The 16,181-nt window shown below is 67.4% G+C and carries 17 protein-coding genes; 13 read left to right on the forward strand and 4 right to left on the reverse strand.

Annotated elements, in window-relative coordinates; translation table 11 throughout:
- Position 1: 1 nt before the first annotated feature.
- From G6N09_RS10890 to G6N09_RS10920, 7 genes are all read left to right on the forward strand, one after another.
- Positions 2-844 carry a sugar phosphate isomerase/epimerase family protein gene (locus tag G6N09_RS10890; RefSeq protein ID WP_083022683.1) on the forward strand — a complete coding sequence of 281 codons (843 nt, stop codon included), beginning with the start codon at positions 2-4 and terminating at the stop codon, positions 842-844.
- Between the two features lie 42 nt (positions 845-886).
- On the forward strand, positions 887-1,726 hold the full coding sequence (locus G6N09_RS10895; protein WP_083022684.1) for a thioesterase family protein: 840 nt from the start codon (positions 887-889) through the stop codon (positions 1,724-1,726).
- A gap of 208 nt (positions 1,727-1,934) precedes the next feature.
- The gene (proC, locus tag G6N09_RS10900; protein ID WP_083022685.1) at positions 1,935-2,795 is read left to right on the forward strand and encodes a pyrroline-5-carboxylate reductase; all 861 of its coding nucleotides are present in this window, start codon (positions 1,935-1,937) and stop codon (positions 2,793-2,795) included.
- A gap of 138 nt (positions 2,796-2,933) precedes the next feature.
- Positions 2,934-3,143, forward strand: coding sequence for a helix-turn-helix domain-containing protein (locus tag G6N09_RS10905; RefSeq protein ID WP_024442553.1), 210 nt, complete (start codon positions 2,934-2,936; stop codon positions 3,141-3,143).
- Positions 3,144-3,326: 183 nt separating this feature from the next.
- Entirely contained in the window at positions 3,327-3,428 is a 102-nt protein-coding gene (locus G6N09_RS10910) for a 30S ribosomal protein bS22 (protein WP_003402602.1), read from the forward strand.
- Between the two features lie 83 nt (positions 3,429-3,511).
- On the forward strand, positions 3,512-4,627 hold the full coding sequence (locus G6N09_RS10915) for an SDR family oxidoreductase (protein WP_083022686.1): 1,116 nt from the start codon (positions 3,512-3,514) through the stop codon (positions 4,625-4,627).
- 4 nt (positions 4,628-4,631) lie between these two features.
- Complete coding sequence (locus G6N09_RS10920) at positions 4,632-5,657, forward strand: lysophospholipid acyltransferase family protein (RefSeq protein WP_083022687.1); 1,026 nt, start codon at positions 4,632-4,634, stop codon at positions 5,655-5,657.
- A gap of 95 nt (positions 5,658-5,752) precedes the next feature.
- Here G6N09_RS10920 and G6N09_RS10925 read toward each other — a convergent pair whose 3' ends face one another.
- The 3 genes from G6N09_RS10925 to G6N09_RS10935 are packed head-to-tail and all read right to left on the reverse strand — an operon-like array spanning position 5,753 to position 7,745.
- Complete coding sequence (locus G6N09_RS10925) at positions 5,753-6,280, reverse strand: FAS1-like dehydratase domain-containing protein (RefSeq protein WP_083022688.1); 528 nt, start codon at positions 6,278-6,280, stop codon at positions 5,753-5,755.
- 59 nt (positions 6,281-6,339) lie between these two features.
- Positions 6,340-7,230, reverse strand: a complete 891-nt coding sequence (locus G6N09_RS10930; RefSeq protein WP_083022689.1) for an HAD family hydrolase — start codon at positions 7,228-7,230, stop codon at positions 6,340-6,342.
- A gap of 56 nt (positions 7,231-7,286) precedes the next feature.
- Positions 7,287-7,745: a nuclear transport factor 2 family protein gene (locus G6N09_RS10935; RefSeq protein ID WP_083022690.1), complete on the reverse strand. Its 459-nt coding sequence runs from the start codon at positions 7,743-7,745 to the stop codon at positions 7,287-7,289.
- Between the two features lie 36 nt (positions 7,746-7,781).
- On the opposite strand from G6N09_RS10935, the gene G6N09_RS10940 reads away from it, so the two are divergent.
- From G6N09_RS10940 to G6N09_RS10965, 6 genes are all read left to right on the forward strand, one after another.
- A complete protein-coding gene (locus tag G6N09_RS10940) occupies positions 7,782-8,042 on the forward strand; it encodes a glutaredoxin family protein (protein ID WP_083022691.1) in 261 nt (86 codons plus the stop codon).
- A gap of 190 nt (positions 8,043-8,232) precedes the next feature.
- Complete coding sequence (locus G6N09_RS10945) at positions 8,233-9,612, forward strand: glutamyl-tRNA reductase (RefSeq protein ID WP_083022692.1); 1,380 nt, start codon at positions 8,233-8,235, stop codon at positions 9,610-9,612.
- Between the two features lie 5 nt (positions 9,613-9,617).
- On the forward strand, positions 9,618-10,553 hold the full coding sequence (gene hemC / locus G6N09_RS10950) for a hydroxymethylbilane synthase (protein ID WP_083022693.1): 936 nt from the start codon (positions 9,618-9,620) through the stop codon (positions 10,551-10,553).
- Between the two features lie 33 nt (positions 10,554-10,586).
- Positions 10,587-12,299: a bifunctional uroporphyrinogen-III C-methyltransferase/uroporphyrinogen-III synthase gene (locus tag G6N09_RS10955; RefSeq protein ID WP_083022694.1), complete on the forward strand. Its 1,713-nt coding sequence runs from the start codon at positions 10,587-10,589 to the stop codon at positions 12,297-12,299.
- Between the two features lie 91 nt (positions 12,300-12,390).
- Entirely contained in the window at positions 12,391-13,371 is a 981-nt protein-coding gene (gene hemB, locus G6N09_RS10960; RefSeq protein ID WP_083022695.1) for a porphobilinogen synthase, read from the forward strand.
- Positions 13,368-13,808, forward strand: a complete 441-nt coding sequence (locus G6N09_RS10965; RefSeq protein ID WP_083022696.1) for a hypothetical protein — start codon at positions 13,368-13,370, stop codon at positions 13,806-13,808. The genes hemB and G6N09_RS10965 overlap by 4 nt, the downstream gene beginning before the upstream one ends.
- 6 nt (positions 13,809-13,814) lie before the next feature.
- Here the strand turns inward: G6N09_RS10965 and G6N09_RS20310 are convergent, their stop codons facing one another.
- Positions 13,815-16,157: a cellulase family glycosylhydrolase gene (locus G6N09_RS20310; RefSeq protein ID WP_083022808.1), complete on the reverse strand. Its 2,343-nt coding sequence runs from the start codon at positions 16,155-16,157 to the stop codon at positions 13,815-13,817.
- Positions 16,158-16,181 lie beyond the last annotated feature (24 nt).

Below are 16,181 nucleotides of genomic sequence, written 5' to 3' on the forward strand. Positions count from 1 at the left end.
CGTGCGCCCTGCCATCAAGGTCGGATTGTCGACCGCGTCGGTCTACCCACTGCGGGCCGAGGCCGCCTTCGAATATGCCGCCCGACTCGGCTACGACGGCATCGAACTGATGGTGTGGGGTGAGGCGGTCAGCCAAGACATTGGTGCTGTCAAACAGCTGTCGCGCAAGTACCGGATTCCGGTGCTCTCGGTGCACGCGCCGTGCCTGTTGATCTCGCAACGAGTATGGGGCTCCAACCCGATCGCCAAGCTCGAACGCAGCGTGCGAACCGCAGAACAGCTCGATGCCCAGACCGTGGTGGTACATCCACCGTTTCGCTGGCAGCGGCGTTACGCCGACGGCTTCAGCGATCAGGTCGCCGAATTGGAGTCCACCAGCGACGTGGCGGTTGCGGTGGAGAACATGTTCCCTTTCCGGGCCGACCGGTTTTTCGGCGCCGATCAGTCCCGCGAGCGGATGCGTCGTCGTGGTGGTGGACCCGGCGCCGGTATCTCGGCGTTCGCGCCGTCCCACGATCCGCTCGACGGCAATCATGCGCACTACACCCTGGATCTGTCCCACACCTCGACGGCCGGCGCGGACGGGCTGGAGATGGCACGGCGGATGGGTTCGGGCCTGACCCACCTGCACCTGTGCGACGGCACTGGATTGCCGGCCGACGAGCATCTGGTGCCAGGTCGTGGGGACCAGCCAACCGCCGAGGTGTGTCAGCTGCTGGCCGCCAGTGACTTCACCGGTCACGTGGTGTTGGAGGTGACCACCGCGCAGGCGCGTACGCCGCAGGAGCGCGAGGCGCTGCTGGCCGAATCGCTGCAGTTTGCCCGGACGCACCTGCTGCGCTGATCGGGCGCACCTGCGGATCGTTGAGACACAAGGAGCACACCTGTGACCGCATCCACCCTGTTCACTGACGCCATGTCCCTGGTGCGCATCGACGGCCACGACCACGGCGACGATGTCGCGGTGTTCGCCGGGGAGCTCAACGAGCACTGGACCATCGGCCCGAAGGTGCATGGTGGCGCCATGCTGGCGCTGTGCGCCAACGCCGCCCGCTTGGCGTGTGGCGCCCCTTCGGATGCGCTGCAGCCGGTCGCGGTGTCCGCCAGCTATCTGTGGGCGCCCGACCCCGGTCGGATGCAACTGGTGGCCACGATCCGGAAGCGCGGTCGCCGCGTCAGCCTCGTCGATGTCGAACTCAACCAGGGCGAGCGCACCGCGGTGCGCGCCGTCGTCACCCTCAGCGAACCCGAGCATCAGGCCCCGCCGTTGCTGTCGTTCAACCCGGTGGTGCCGCTGATGACGCCCGAGCCGCCACCCGGCCTGGAACCGATCGGTCCGGGCCATCCGATGGAACACATCGTGCATCTGGCGCACGGGTGCGACATCCGGCCGGCGCTGACGACGCTGGGCCCGCGCTCGGACGGTGGCCCGCCGGTGATCGAGATGTGGGTGCGCCCCAAGGACGCCGTGCCCGATGTGCTTTTTGCGCTGCTGTGCGGCGACGTGTCGGCGCCGGTCACCTACGCCGTCAATCGCAACGGTTGGGCGCCCACCGTTCAGCTGACGGCCTATCTACGTGCCATCCCGGCCGACGGCTGGTTACGGGTGATCTGCAGCTGCGTGCAGATTGGGCAGGACTGGTTCGACGAGGACCACACCGTCGTCGACTGCGAGGGCCGAATCGTGGTGCAGACTCGCCAACTTGCGATGGTGCCCAGCCGGTAGCCACCCGCCGCGCTTGCGATCGCCCGGGTTTTATTTGCGGGCGACCCGCCGCGCGTGGCTGCGCCACGCTCGCGATCGCCCGGTGTTGGTTCGGGCGACCCGCCGCGCGTGGCTGCGCCACGCTCGCGATCGCCCGGTGTTGGTTCGGGCGACCCGCCGCGCGTGGCTGCGCCACGCTCGCGATCGCCCGGTCTGACATGCTGTCGCCATGGCCAGAATTGCGATCATCGGCGGCGGCAACATGGGCGAAGCGTTGCTGGCGGGGCTGCTCGCTGCCGGTCGCCCGGTCAAGGACTTGGTGGTCGCCGAACGCTACGGCGAGCGGGCTCGGCAGCTGTCCGAGAAGTACTCGGTGCTGGTGACGTCGGTCGCCGATGCCGTGGAGAACGCCGCCATCGTGATCGTCGCGGTCAAGCCGCAGGACGTGGACTCCGTGATCGAGGAGTTCGCCAAGAGCGTCACTGCGTCCTCCGGAGACACCGCCGAACAGGTGCTGGTGACCATCGTGGCCGGCCTCACCACCGGCTACGTGGAGTCCAAACTGCCCGCGGGCTCCGCGGTGGTGCGTGTGATGCCCAACACCCCTGTCAAGGTCGGGGCGGGCGCCAGCGCGCTGGCCAAGGGGCGGTTTCCCAGCAACGAGCAGGTCGCCGATGTGGCCGCCTTGTTCGAGTGCGTCGGAACGGTGGCGATCGTTCCGGAGGACCAGCTGGACGCGGTCACCGCGGTGTCGGGTTCTGGGCCGGCGTATTTCTTCTTGATGGTCGAGGCGCTGGTGGATGCCGGGGTCGCAGCGGGACTGAGTCGGCAGGCGGCCACCGACCTGGCGGTACAGACGATGGCCGGTTCGGCGCAGATGCTGCTCGACGACCGCGGCGCCGGGGACGGGGCGGTAACCGCGGGCATCGATACCGCTCCGGCCTACCTGAGAGCGATGGTGACGTCCCCCGGCGGCACCACAGCAGCGGCACTACGCGAGTTGGAGGCCGGTGGCCTGCGGACCTCGGTGGATCGGGCCGTTCAGGCGGCAAAAACCCGCTCTGAGCAGCTAAGAATTACATCAGAGTAGTTCACTTATTTTTCACATATTGGCCCTCAGTAGTCGCAGGAACCCCATCTGTCCCGCTATTCTCCTTTTGTCTGTGCGTGTGGGCGCAGCGGAGGGGAAGCCGCTGAGACTGCACGTGCCTGATTGAAATGGGTAACGATGACGTCTGCGAACGGGCCTTCGGCGCGTGACACGACACAATTTCTCACCGTGGCCGAGGTGGCCGCGCTGATGCGGGTCAGCAAGATGACGGTGTACCGCCTGGTGCACAACGGCGAGCTGCCCGCGGTACGGGTGGGACGGTCTTTCCGGGTGCACGCCAAAGCGGTGCACGACCTGCTGGAAACGTCCTTCTTCGACGCGGGCTGAGCGCCGGTCGTCACGCAAGCGCCCCCCGGGCGTCGCCGCACGGCGACGCCCGGGGTCGGCTGTGTTGGCGGCCCGGCCAGGTGCGGTTTTCCGGTCCGTGCCTGCCTACGGGTAAAGTAATCGGGTCGATCAAGTTCAGCAGCGCCCACTCGTCGGCGCGGGCAGAAGCAGATAGCGGAGTTCATGGGTTCAGTCATTAAGAAGCGGCGCAAGCGCATGTCGAAGAAGAAGCACCGCAAGCTGCTTCGCCGTACCCGCGTGCAGCGCAGAAAACTCGGCAAGTAACTCCGCTCAGGCCCGTCCACTCTCAGGTAAGCCGAAGCCGATCGCCGGTATTGCTTTTCCGGCGCGGCCGTTAGGCTGGCGGGGTGGACGAGGCCGGACCCCCGAGTGACGGCACGCGAAGTGACGCCCGGCATTACCCCAAGGTTGTGTTGGTCACCGGTGCGTGCCGGTTCCTGGGTGGATTCCTCACCGCGAGGCTTACGCAGAACCCGTTGATCAATCGGGTGATCGCTGTGGACGCGGTGATGCCGAGCAAGGACATGCTGCGCCGAATGGGGCGCGCCGAGTTTGTCCGTGCCGACATCCGCAACCCCTTTATCGCCAAGGTGATTCGAAACAGCGAGGTCGACACCGTCGTGCATGCGGCGGCGGCGTCGTACGTGCCGAGGTCTGGCGGCGGTGCTGCGCTCAAAGAGTTCAACGTGATGGGCGCGATGCAGTTGTTCGCGGCCTGCCAGAAGGCGCCGTCGGTGCGGCGGGTGGTGCTCAAGTCGACCTCTGAGGTTTATGGGTCCTGCTCGCGTGACCCGGTGCTGTTCTCCGAGGACACGTCGAGTCGCCGACCGCCGACACAGGGCTTTCCCCGTGACAGCGTCGATATCGAGGGCTATGCCCGCGGCCTGGGTCGGCGCAGGCCCGACATCGCGGTCACCATCCTGCGGATGGCCAACATGATCGGCCCGGCCATGGACACGGCGCTGTCGCGCTACCTGGCCGGCCCGCTGGTTCCGATGGTGCTCGGCCGAGACGCTCGCCTGCAGCTGCTGCACGAGCAAGACGCGCTGGGCGCGTTGGAGCGGGCCACCACGGCCGGCAAGGCCGGCACCTTCAACGTCGGCGCGCACGGCATCATCATGATGTCGCAGGCGATTCGCCGGTCGGGCCGCATTCCGATCCCGTTGCCAGGGGTCGGCTTGTGGGCATTGGATTCACTGCGGCGGGCGAATAACTACACCGAGATCAACCGGGAACAGCTCGATTATCTGAGCTTTGGTCGGGTGATGGACACGACTAGAATGCGAACCGAGCTCGGTTACAGCACCAAGTGGACCACCGCAGAGGCATTCGATGACTATGTGCGTGGTCGAGGGCTCAGCCCGATCGTTGACCCCAAGTGGGTCCGTTCGGTGGAGCAGCGAACGGTGAGCGCAGCGCAGCGCCTGGGGGAGATTGGCGTGAACAAGGTGCGGGGAGGGTAACGGTATGGCGGATGATTCGAGGGCGAAAGTCATTCCGCTGCACAAGCATTCAGGCTCTGTGCGGCGACATCCATCAATGCTTGCCGGCCCGTCCAAACAGGCCTCGCCTAAGCAGGCCGCGGCCGTCGTCAGCGAACTTGACGAGCGCCGCGGCGGCGGCGCGGCGATAGCGGCAACGCCTACCCCGAGCGAATTCACCAACCGGGTGGCCGCCATGGCGGCGTTCCTGCGTGAACGGATCACCGGGGACTACCAGGTCGACGAATTCGGGTTCGATCCGCACTTCAACGAGGCCGTCGTGCTGCCGTTGCTGCGCGTGTTCTTCAACGACTGGTTCCGCGTCGAGGTCAGCGGCATCGAGAATCTTCCCGTCGAGGGGCCCGCGCTGGTTGTCGCCAACCACGCCGGAGTGTTGCCGATGGACGCGCTGATGCTCTCGGTGGCGGTGCACGACCACCATCCCGACCACCGGAATCTGCGGATGCTCGCAGCTGACCTGGTCTTCGATCTGCCGATGATCGGCCCGACGGCCCGCAAAGCCGGTCACACGATGGCCTGCACCGGTGACGCCAACCGGTTGCTGGAGGGTGGCGAGCTGACCGCCGTCTTCCCCGAGGGCTACAAAGGCTTGGGAAAGCGGTTCAAGGACCGCTACAAGTTGCAGCGGTTCGGGCGAGGTGGATTCGTCTCGGCGGCGCTGCGCAACAAGGCACCCATCGTGCCGTGCTCGATCGTCGGCTCCGAGGAGATCTACCCGATGATCGCCGACGTCAAGCTGCTGGCCCGGTTGCTGGGCGTGCCCTACTTCCCGATTACGCCGCTGTTCCCGCTGGCCGGTCCGGCCGGTCTGGTGCCGATGCCGTCCAAGTGGCATATCGCCTTCGGTGAGCCGATTCCGACCACCGACTACGAAGCAGGTGCCGCCGACGACCCGATGGTCACCTTCGAGCTCACCGATCAGGTGCGCGAGACCATTCAACAGACGCTGTACCGGCTGCTCGCCGGTCGCCGCAACATGTTCTTCGGCTGAGCTGCGCGGAGCCGCGTTCACTCCGTGAGATTGCGGTCAGGGCTGTGCGAAAGTCGTGCTCACAGCCGCACACGCAATCTCAGCGGCCAAGCGGCCTACTTCTTGCCCAGCGCCCGGTCGCGCATTGCCTCGAGGGCCGCGATTGTCTTGGCCTCGGTGTCGGCGTCCTGGTTGACCGACTCGCCGAGCATGGTGACCACACTGGTCACCACCGGCTCGCCGTTCTCGTCGGTGACCTCGCTGCGGACCTCACTGACAACCGTGCCGTGCGATTCGATGACCGAGTCCAGGTAGGTGTCGAAGAACAGCTTGTCGCCAGCCACGATCGGCCGGTGGAAGGTGAACTTCTGGTCGCGGTGCAGCACCCGGGCGATGTTGATCGGGAGGTCGAACTTGTCGAAGATCTCCAGCTGCACCTGACGCCCGGCGACCGCCAGGAACGTCAACGATGCCACGAGGGTCTGGTGGCCGGATTCGGCGGCTGCGGCTTCGTCGAAGTGAGCCGGGTGCTCATCTTTGACCGAGCGGGCGAACTCGCGGATCTTTTCCCGGCTGACCTCGAAATAGTCCGGGAACCGGTAGTGGGCGCCGATCATCCGCTGCGACTCGGTGTGTACTGACATGCCGGTTTACCCCTCTGCTCGCCGTGCTGCTCGGCGGCGGAAGCCTATCAGCGAGCAGCTCAGCCGCGCTCGTTCCGGTGCGCCACGGCCGCCGCCAGGGCCCCGCCGACGGCCCCCAACGCCAGCGCCGACGGCACGCCGATCCGTGCCGCCCGTCGCGCGGTGCGGAAGTCGCGGATCTCCCACCCTTGCTTGCGTGCCATCTCCCGCAGCGCGGCGTCGGGGTTGATCGCCACCGCCGTGCCCACCAGCGACAGCATCGGCACGTCGTTGAAGCTGTCGGAGTATGCCGTGCAGCGGCGCAGGTTCAGGCCCTCGCGGATCGCCAGCGAACGCACCGCGTGGGCCTTTCCCGGTCCGTGCAGGATCTCGCCGACCAGCCGGCCGGTGAAGACCCCGTCGACCGACTCGGCGACAGTGCCCAGCGCGCCGGTCAGCCCGAGCCGCCGGGCGATGGTCTCCGCCAGCTCATAGGGCGTCGCGGTGACCAACCACACTTGCTGGCCGGCATCGAGGTGCATCTGGGCCAGCTCGCGGGTTCCCGGCCAGATCTTGTCGGCGATGATCTCGTCGTAGATCTCCTCGCCCAGATCCACCAGCTCTGACACCGGCCGACCTTCGATGAACGCCAGTGCCTTGCGTCGTCCGGCGGCGACATCGTCGCTGTTCTCCTTGCCGGTGAGCTGGAATTTGGCCTGGGCATAGACGAACCCGAGGACGTCGCCGTAGGTGAAGTAATTGCGCGCGGCCAGCCCCCGGCCGAAGTGCACCATCGAGGAACCGTGGACCAGGGTGTTGTCGACGTCGAAGAACGCGGCGGCGGTCAGGTCGATCGGTGCGGGGTTGTCGGACTCGGTCACGTCGACGAGCGCCCGCTCGACACTGGGATCGCTGCTCAGCGCGGTCACCGCGGCTGTCGATTCCCGTTTGGCAGGGTCCGGCGACGCCATCACCCGACTCCTTCCGCCGCAGGGCTTGAGGGCCGGTGCTCCGGCCGCCATCAACCCTATCCGGCAGTCCCGCCGATGACCCCCAGGTGATCGCGTAGATCACCTTTGAGGTCGAACATCGAATAGTCGCGGAAACTGAATCGCCAGCGATCGTCGACGCGCTCGAATTCGTCGTGATAGCGGCCAGCGGCGATCACCTGCAAGGCGACGGCTTCGGTCTGCTGCAGCACCGTGTAGTAGGAGCGGCAGGTCGCGGTCCCCGCGGCCTCATCGATCTCGAGGATCGGGTTGGTGATCACATGCTTGGTGCGGGGCGTGCCGTCGGCATGGATGGTCACGAGCCCGCGCCACAGCTGCAGAATCCCGGCACTGTCGAGGATCACGGTGCCCACTGGGTCCGCTTTGATGCGGGCGTGAGCGAAGAGCGCCGCCGCGGCGTCCAAGTCGCCGGCGTCCATCAACTCCGCGTAGCGGTACAACAGGTTCGTGATCGACACTGCACTTCCGCTGGGCATAGCCACAACATAACCACCGTGCGCCACACTGGAGCCATGACCCGCCACCAGGTAGAACTGCTCACCCGCGAAGGCTGCCCGGTCTGCGTACAGGTGCACACACAGCTGACCAAGCTGTCCGGCGAACTTGCGTTCGACCTCCGTTCGGTCGACGTCGATGTTGCTGCGGCAGCCGGTGACACCGGGCCACGGGCGGAATTCGGCGACCGCCTGCCAGTGGTGCTGCTCGACGGGCGCGAGCACAGCTACTGGGAGGTCGACGAGCCACGGCTACGTGCTGATTTGGCGGGTTCGTGAGGCGGTCCCAGCTTCGCCTCTCCTGCGTCGAGCCTCGCTGAACCGCGGGGCCATGAGGCGGTCCCAGCTTCGCCTCTCCTGCGTCGAGCCTCGCTGAACCGCCGAATTTGGTGGCCCAGCGACTTAGCCTTTACCGTGGAGTCAAGTTTTTGTTCACAGGTGAGCAAGGAGCGGGCCAGGTGATATTGCCGTGAGCGTCCTGCTCTTCGGGGTCTCGCACCGCAGCGCCCCCGTCTCGGTACTCGAACAGCTCAGCACCGCTGAATCCGATCAGGTCAAGATCGTCGAGCAGGTGCTGCAATCGCCGCTCGTCACCGAGGCGATGATCCTGTCGACCTGCAACCGGGTCGAGGTGTATGCGGTCGTCGACGCCTTCCACGCCGGATTGTCGGCGATCGGGCAGGTCCTCTCCGAGCGTTCCGGCATGACCATGGCCGACCTGACCAAGTACGCCTACGTCCGCTACAGCGAGGCCGCCGTCGAGCACCTGTTCTCGGTGGCCAGCGGCTTGGATTCGGCCGTGGTGGGCGAACAGCAGGTGCTGGGCCAGGTGCGACGCGCCTACGCGTCTGCAGAAGCCAACAGCAGTGTCGGTCGGGTGTTGCACGAACTGGCGCAGCGGGCGCTGTCGGTGGGCAAGCGGGTGCACTCCGAGACCGGCATCGATGCCGCAGGCGCTTCGGTGGTCTCGGTTGCGCTGGGCATCGCCGGAAAGCAGTGGGGTGACGACGCACTGCTGGGCCGGACCGCAGTGGTGATCGGGGCCGGGTCGATGGGAGCGCTGTCAGCGGCACATCTGGTGCGCGGCGGCGTCGAACACATCCACGTGGTCAACCGCTCGCTGCCGCGGGCTCAGCGACTGGCCCGCAAGATCCGGGAGAGCGGCGTGAGCGCCGACGCCGTGGCGTTGGAGCGGATGCCCGCGACTTTGATCGGCGCCGACATCGTGGTGTCCTCCACCGGTGCGGTCAGCCCGGTCGTCTCCCTGGCCGACGTGCACCACGCGCTGGTCGGGGGCAACCGTGACGAGGCGACCCAGCCGCTGGTGATCTGTGACCTCGGTATGCCGCGCGACGTGGATGCTGCGGTCGCTGGACTGCCCGGGGTGCGGGTCATCGACATGGACCGAATCCAGCGCGAGCCGTCGGCGCAGGTCGCGACGTCGGACACCGAGGCCGCACGCCGCATTGTGGCCCGCGAGGTCGCGACGTACCTGGCCGGGCAGCGGATGGCTGAGGTCACCCCGACCGTGACCGCGCTGCGCCAGCGCGCCGCAGACGTGGTTACCGCCGAACTGCTGCGGCTGGATCACCGGCTGCCGGACCTGGAGGTCGCCCAGCGCGAGGAGGTGGCCCGAACCGTGCGCCGCGTCGTCGACAAGCTGCTGCACGCGCCCACGGTGCGGGTCAAGCAGCTGGCCAGCTCGCCCGGTGGCGACAGCTACGCCGAGGCGCTACGTGAGTTGTTCGAGCTCGACCCGACCGCGGTGGACGCGGTCGCGACGGCCGGTGAACTGCCAGTGGTGCCGGGCGGACTCGATGTCGGCGCCGAAACCGGGTCGGCCGGGTAGACGTTTTGGGTGACGTAATCCGCATCGGTACCCGGGGCAGCTTGTTGGCCACCACCCAGGCCGGGACCATTCGTGATGCCTTGGTGGCCGCGGGGCATCGCGCTGAGTTGGTCATCATCAGCACCCAGGGAGACCGTTCCTCGGGCCCGATCGTCGACATCGGGGTGGGTGTATTCACCGCGGAGCTTCGGGAGGCCATCCTGGACGGCCGAGTCGATGCCGCTGTGCACTCGCACAAGGACCTGCCTACCGCGCCCGATGCCCGCTTCCGGATCGCCGCCATCCCGCCGCGTGAGGACGCGCGGGACGCTTTGGTGGCGCGGGACGGATTAGTGCTGGGTGAGTTGCCGGCGGGTGCCATGGTGGGCACCTCCTCGCCCCGGCGGGCGGCACAGCTTAGAGCACTGGGTCTCGGTTTGGAAATTCGCCCCCTACGAGGCAACCTAGATAGCAGGTTGAACAGGGTAAGCAGCGGCGAACTTGACGCCATCGTGGTAGCCCGGGCGGGCCTGGCCCGGCTGGGACGCCTCGATGCGGTCACCGAGACGTTGGAACCGGTACAGATGTTGCCGGCTCCGGCTCAAGGGGCGCTGGCGGTGGAATGTCGCGCCGGTGATACCGCATTGGCGGAGCTGCTGGCGGAGTTGGACGACACCGACACCCGCCTGGCGGTCACCGCCGAGCGGACCCTGCTCGCCGAACTGGAGGCGGGTTGTTCCGCACCGGTGGGAGCGATCGCCGAAGTGGTCGAGTCCATCGATGAGGAAGGCCGGATCTTCGACGAGCTGTCGCTGCGCGGTTGCGTGGCGGCGCTGGACGGATCCGACGTGATTCGCGCGTCCGGCATCGGCAGTCCGGACCGGGCCCGGGAACTGGGTGTCTCGGTCGCGGCGGAACTGTTCGAGTTGGGTGCGCGCGAACTCATGTCGGCGGCACGGTGAAACGGTGCGTGGGGAAGTGACTGGGAGTAACGAATGGCTCGCCAAGTGAGCGTGCGTGGGCAGAAGCCCAAGCCGGGGCGCATTGTGTTCGTCGGCTCGGGGCCTGGTGACCCGGGTCTGCTGACGACACGGGCGCGGACGGCCCTGACGAATGCCGCGCTGGTGTTCGTCGACCCCGACGTGCCCGAGGCGGTGCTGGCGCTGGTAGGTCTGGACCTGCCGCCGATCGTGGGGCCGGTGCCCCCGGCTCCCAAGACGGACAAATCCGATGACGCGGCCGACGGCACCGATGCCGCTGACGACGCGGTCGGCAGCGCTCCCGCGACCGTTCCGGGTGGCCCCGACATCCGCCCCGCGCTGGGCGAGCCGGCCGAGGTCGCCAAGATCCTGGCTGCCGAGGCGCGTTCCGGCGCCGATGTCGTGCGCTTGGTAGCCGGTGACCCGCTGTCGATCGACGCGGTCATCACCGAGGTGAACGCGGTGGCCCGCACCAGCATTGCGTTCGAGATCGTGCCGGGACTGCCGGCCACCAGCGCGGTGCCCACCTACGCAGGTCTGCCGCTCGGGTCTTCGCACACTGTTGCTGACGTTCGTGACCCGCAGGTGGACTGGGCCGCCTTGGCTGCTGCTCCGGGTCCGCTGATCCTGCAGGCCACCACCTCGCACCTTCCTGAGGCGGCTCGCACCCTGATCGAATACGGCCTGTCGGACAACACCCCGTGTGTGGTCACCACGTCGGGCACCACTTGTGCTCAGCGGTCGATCGAGTCCAGCCTCGGCGGCCTGACCGACGCTGCGGCGCTGGCCGGTATCGACCCGGTGATCCTGCCCAACGGCCAGGAGACGTCGGCTGGTCCGCTCGTGGTCACCATCGGCAAGACGGTGACCAGCCGCGCCAAGCTGAACTGGTGGGAGAGTCGCGCCCTGTACGGCTGGACCGTTCTGGTGCCGCGCACCAAGGACCAGGCCGCCGAAATGAGCGACCGGTTGGTCGGGCACGGCGCCTCGCCGATCGAGGTTCCGACCATCGCGGTGGAGCCGCCTCGCAGCCCGGCCCAGATGGAAAGGGCCGTCAAGGGTTTGGTGGACGGTCGCTACCAGTGGGTGGTGTTCACCTCGACCAACGCCGTGCGCGCCGTGTGGGAGAAGTTCGCCGAATTCGGTCTGGATGCTCGCGCGTTCTCCGGTGTGAAGATCGCCTGCGTGGGTGAGGCCACCGCGGAGCGGGTTCGGGCGTTCGGGATCAGCCCTGAGCTGGTGCCGTCCGGCGAGCAGTCCTCCCTGGGCCTGCTCGACGAATTCCCGCCCTACGACGACGTTTTCGACCCGGTGAATCGGGTGCTGCTGCCGCGTGCGGACATTGCCACCGAGACGCTGGCCGAAGGCCTGCGGGAACGGGGCTGGGAGATCGAGGACGTCACCGCTTACCGCACCGTGCGGGCCGCTCCGCCGCCCGCCAACATCCGCGAGATGATCAAGACCGGTGGGTTCGACGCGGTCTGCTTCACCTCCAGCTCGACGGTCCGCAACCTCGTCGGCATCGCCGGCAAGCCGCACGCCCGCACCCTGGTGGCCTGCATCGGACCCAAGACCGCTGAGACAGCAGCAGAATTCGGGCTGCGGGTAGACGTGCAGCCGGAGACCGCGGCAGTTGGTCCCCTGGTCGATGCACTGGCCGAGCACGCGGCGCGACTGCGGGCCGAGGGTGCGTTGCCGCCACCGCGTAAGAAGAGCCGCAGGCGATGATCCACCCTGCGTTGACTCTGCACGCAGGGCGACGAAGTGCGACTAGCCTTCGCCCTGACCGCAGAGTCAACGCGCATGGGGCTCGTCGCTGATGGCGTTTCCTCGGCAGCGTCCGCGCCGGCTGCGATCTACTGCGGCACTACGCCGCTTAGTGGCTCAAACATCTCTGGAGCCAAGGCATCTGGTGTTGCCGATGTTCGTGGCCGACGGCATCGACGAGCCGCGGCCGATTGCGTCCATGCCGGGCGTGTATCAGCACACCCGTGATTCACTACGCGCGGCGGCGGCCCAAGCGGTGTCGGCAGGTGTGGGCGGTCTGATGCTGTTCGGAGTTCCCGCGGAGGCAGACAAAGACCGCGTCGGATCGGTGGGTGCGGATCGCGACGGGGTGCTCAACGTCGCGCTGCGCGACCTGTCGGCTGACCTCGGCGATGCCACCGTGTTGATGGCCGACACCTGCTTGGACGAATTCACCGATCACGGACACTGCGGCGTGCTCGATGATCGGGGCCGGGTGGACAACGATGCCACGCTGCGCTGCTATGTCGAACTGGCGCTGGCCCAGGCAGAGTCCGGCGCTCACGTGGTGAGTCCGAGCGGGATGATGGACGGCCAGGTGGCCGCCATCCGCGACGGCCTGGATTCCGCTGGGCACAGTGACGTGGTGATCCTGGCCTATGCGGCCAAGTTCGCGTCGGCGTTCTACGGTCCCTTCCGTGACGCGGTCGGCTCTACCTTGACGGGCGATCGCCGCACTTACCAGCAGGAGCCCGGCAATGCCCGCGAGGCGATGCGGGAGGTCGATCTCGACCTCGCCGAAGGTGCCGACATCGTGATGGTCAAGCCCGCGATGGGTTACCTCGACGTGATCGCAGCGACAGCCGCGGTCTCCTCGGTTCCGGTCGCCGCGTACCAGGTGTCCGGCGAGTACGCGATGATCGCGGCGGCCGCGGCCAACGGCTGGATCGATGCGCGGGCCGCCGCGCTGGAGTCCCTGGTCGGTATCCGGCGAGCAGGCGCCGACATCGTGCTGAGTTATTGGGCGGCCGAAGCGGCCGACTGGCTGGCGTGAGCGCTCCACTCGAGCCGCCGCGATCCCCGGCGGAGCCCCTGCCCGGGCGCCCTGTCGATGTCGACACGGGCTTCTGGCTGTGGCTGGTGGCCTTGCCGTTGATGACGTGCGGCTATGTGGTGAGTCTGCTCAGCGCCCCGGAGCTCCCGCCGACGGTGGTCACCTACGCGGTTGTCGGACTGATGGCGCTGGTACTCGGCGTGCTGGTGGCGACTTTTCTGATGTTGATGCGCTCGGGGTACCGCTGGGCGCGCACGGTGTTGACCGGCGGCGGGATCGCCGCGATCGTGTACACGGTCAGCGGGCTGACCACCGCTGATCCGCGGCCCGCGGTGGCCGTGATCATGGCGACCACCGGCATCGTGGGATCGGTGCTGATCGCCGCGGGAACCTTCCTGCTGCACCGTTCCGAGGCCCAGGCCTACTTCACCCGGTAGCTCGGTCTACGAACCGCCGCCCGCGGGCGTCACGGTCACGTTGACGGTGCCGGGGCCGTCCGAGGCGATGATCAGGATCGGGGCTCCGGGGGCCGAGACGACGTGACCGCCAAGGACGCTGACCTGATAGCCGTCTGGATAGACGATGTCCGGCACCGAGATCTCGGTCTGTGTGCCGGCGGCGAAGTGTCCTGTACCGCTGGCCATCTCGGTGGAGTAGCTGAACTGGAAGGTGCCAGAGCCGGCCGAGTCGAACGACCAGGAGTCCGGGGTACCGGCAACCGCAAGCGGGTACGGCTCGGACAGTTGCGTCAGGAGGTCCATGTTGATGTTCTCTTCGGTCATCGGCTGGTTCAGGTCCCAGTACCGGAGCATGGTGTAGTCCCAGAACATCCAGTTGTAGCCGTAGCGGTTGGCCGCGTTGAGGGTGTCCGCTATCGAGCCGGCGTTGGTGGTTGCGCCGTACTCGGTGATCGCCACAGGTAGGTCGTATCTCGACGCGTAATCGTCGGCGTTGCCGTGGACGATGGTTTCCCACAGTGAGCAGCCGAAGTTGCTGTCCATGAAAGCCGTTGTGGTGCAGTAATCGTGGAACGCGAAGACGACGCGCGGATCGTCCACCTCGCCCAGGTAGGTGGGTATCGGAAGATTGCCGGACAGGACGCTGGGTTCGATGTACAGCGGTGTGGCCGGGTCAACGGACCGGACCGCCGAAGCCAGCTGGTTGTAGAAGGGGGTCAGCTGCTGGCCTTCGAAGAACGAGCTGCCGAAGATCGTCGACAGCCAGGTCGAGCCCGGCCACGGCTCGTTCATGAGTTCGTATCCGATCACGTTGGCGTCGTCTTTGAAGTAGTTCGCCACGACTTGCCACATCAGCGCGTAGTGGTTCTGCAGCCCGACGCCGTCGGGTCCGTCGGCGTTGGTCCAGAACGCATCCCAGGCGTAGTTCTCCGCGGGGCTCATGATGTAGCGGAAGGGAAACGGGGTGTGGGGGTTGGGCAGGTCGCCGGTTTGCGCAGCCCACGCGGGTGCACCATCGCCCCAGAAGGTGGTGCCGTAGTTGTCCTGGTGCATGTCGAGGACGACGCGGATGCCATGGTTGGACAGCGTCTGCGCGGTCTGGTTGATCAGGTCCAGATATTCGTAGTCGTAGACGCCGGGTTCGGGTTCGACCCCGGCCCAGATGATGCCGAGCCGCACCACGTTGAAGCCGTTGGCGGCCAGCAGGGCAGCGTCGGCGTCGCTGAACCCTTCGGCGGCGGGGTAGAACGGCGGGTCTTTCACCACCTCGCCGAATCCGTGCAAGATGACGACCCGTCCGTCACCGTCGACCAGCCAGCTACCGGCGGTGCTGATGTCGGAGACGCCGCCGGGCGGGGCGCCGTCGAGCGTGCCGAAATGGCCGTGATCGCCGTGGAGGCCGAACAGGCCGCCGCTGCCACCGGCCCCGCCGAGGGCGGGTAGATCGCGCGGGCCGTCGTAGACGCCGTTTCCGGCGTCGCCGCCTAGGCCGCCGCTGCCGAATAGCCCGGTGGCACTGCCGCCATCGCCCCCATGGCCGCCGGAGACGCCGGCACCGCCCTCGGCGCCGTCGCCGCCATGCCCGCCGCTGCCGCCGAGGCCGAAGAGCCAGCCGGTCGCGTCGCCGCCGTCGCCGCCGGCCCCACCGGCACCGCCGTTGTAGCCGAGGTCGCCGTCACCACCGTCACCGCCTACCCCGCCGATCCCCATCAACACCCCACCGGCGCCGCCGGCACCACCGGAAGCACCGAGACCGCCGTCGCCGCCGGCTCCGCCGATGCCGAACAGTCCGCCGTGTCCGCCGTTACCACCGGGGGTGTGGTCTACGGCGCTGTCCCAGCCTTTGCCGCCATCGCCGAACAGCCACCCACCGTCGGTGCCGTTGACGTGCAACGGGTCACCGTCGACGCCGTCGCCGACCAGAGCGCGGCCGGTGAGGTCGATGAACGGCTGGTTGATGACGTTGTTGATCTGTTGGCCAAGGTCGCTGTGGATCCAGTCTTCGATGCCGTTGTGGATCGGGGTGTAGAAGTACTGCAGCAGCCAGGTGTTGGGGTCGGCGACCGCAGGGCCGGCCACGGTGGTACCGCTCAGTTCGGTCAGGACGGTGTCCCAATGCGCGGGGGTCAGGAAGGTATCCCAGGCGGCCGGTGAGAACACTGCGTCCCAGTCGAGGTCGCCGGTTGCCGCGTCCAGGAATGGCGTCATGGCTGTTTCGATCGCATCGTCGAAGTCGGCCTGGGCTGCCGGTGCATTGGCCAGTGGTGCCAGGCCGAACGTCAGGAATGCGCCTGTGGCAGCAGTGAATCCGACCGTCCGGCTGCTCATGCGGTCTGTCATGGTGGCGGGTAT

Origin of the sequence: Mycolicibacter minnesotensis, assembly GCF_010731755.1 — a bacterium.
GTDB lineage: Bacteria > Actinomycetota > Actinomycetes > Mycobacteriales > Mycobacteriaceae > Mycobacterium > Mycobacterium minnesotense.